Here is a 1,447-nt window from a genome sequence, read left to right as displayed (position 1 = left end):
GAGCGGGCTTTTTGTTTTCAGACCGGCGTTATGGCGGAGTACATCCCCGCACGGACGGCTATCCCGCCAGAGTTTTCGATGGAGGCGGCACCCGCAGATACTTGCCCTTTGGAACCTTCATCAAAAGCTCCGTTGCGCGTGTCTCCGACACACCGAGCGTTTTGGCAAGCGGCGGCGCGGTTTCCTGCATCGCATCGAGGGACTCCAACCGCGACAGGAAAACCGGATACTTGGGCTCGCGCCAAAACGCACGTGGAACGCCCTCCGGGACACCGCACGCGGAAGTGTAGTAGAGCTTGATGATGGGCTCGTCCTGCCCGGGCGGCTCGTCGCCTCACATTTTCAATCAGGCGCATTGATTTTCGTGAGCGCCAGACTATCGATAGCACCATACGCGGGCGGATCGAATGGGACGCGTCGCCGGATGGACACTTGCCATTCGTGGTGGCACGACGGCAGAGAGCTCTGGTGGAACCATCCGGGGCGAACGTTGACGAGCACAAAAAGTAGGCTGTTCCGGCTTGTTATCGCCGCCCCGCGCGAAAGCGCCTTGAGTCCCGGTGTCACCGCCGCAGAACCGCTCCCGCGCATGCGCTACACGCGTGCGCTCCGTCGTTGCTCCAGCACGGACTCATCAATCGCACGCGCCAGGGCGGGCGACGGAGTCCACTGCCCCCCCTTGCGCGATGAATCGAGCAGTCGCTTCGACGACGGCCTGATTGCTGTCGTCGCGGCATGAAGCGAGGCCGGGAGCCACAACGGATTCAACGAGGGCTCTTTTATCGAGTCGTCTTCGATCCGGCCCGCGTCACTTGTGACGTTCAGCATCGGGACCCGGCACGGGGATAGTCCACTCATCCACCGCTTTCCCCGCTTCGGGTTCGCGCTCTTGCCGAAGCTCCAGGAGGCGACCGTGAGCGACGACTACTTTCAGGTCGAGTCTCACGCGCTTCCGGAAGTGGAACAAATAAGCCGTGAAGGAGGCTGTGTTGCTGCCAAAGTAACCGTCACCCAGAAACTGGCGACGCGCGACAAGTCCATCGCTTGCCACCCAGTAATCGGCCATGGCGCAATCGAGCGACTTTGTCTGCCAGTCCTTTCTCGGCAGGTCTTCGGGGAACGGCTCGAAATCCCGAGAAAACTCGAATGTATCGTTCATCCTGGAGCGCGGCTTCGCTGGTGTTAGCGTCGACCAAGGGTAACATGGCCTCCCCAGTCTCCGGGCTGGCACTGCAAAACTGGTTGGGGCCGCTTCCGCGCCATCGTTTGCTCGTCGCTGGAACAGGCGGGACGGGACCACACCAGAATGGTGACGGAGATCGGGCTTTCGCGTGTGGCAAGGGAGGAATCCGCAATGCGTCGATGCTTCTGCGACGCTTCTCAAGCGCCTCCCCTGTTCCGTTTCAGAATCAGTCTTCGCGGCCCGGCCTGCAGGCTTCGCCGGGCC

1 protein-coding gene is annotated in these 1,447 nt (G+C 61.6%); it reads right to left on the bottom strand.

Translation table 11 applies throughout. The annotated features are described in order from the left end of the window. Positions 1-808: 808 nt before the first annotated feature. The gene (locus BMI01S_RS37465) at positions 809-1,159 is read right to left on the bottom strand and encodes a hypothetical protein (RefSeq protein WP_042293449.1); all 351 of its coding nucleotides are present in this window, start codon (positions 1,157-1,159) and stop codon (positions 809-811) included. Positions 1,160-1,447: the final 288 nt, after the last annotated feature.

It is taken from the genome of Paraburkholderia mimosarum LMG 23256 = NBRC 106338 (assembly GCF_000739815.1).
Classification (GTDB): Bacteria; Pseudomonadota; Gammaproteobacteria; order Burkholderiales; family Burkholderiaceae; genus Paraburkholderia; species Paraburkholderia mimosarum.
The sequence above is the reverse complement of the archived record's forward strand: the minus strand, read 5'-3'. Positions and strand labels throughout refer to the sequence as shown.

What these genes read in the sequence shown, in the direction of transcription:
- BMI01S_RS37465 (WP_042293449.1), bottom strand. Translation starts at nt 1,159, where the DNA reads ATGAACGATACATTCGAGTTTTCTCGGGATTTCGAGCCGTTCCCCGAA.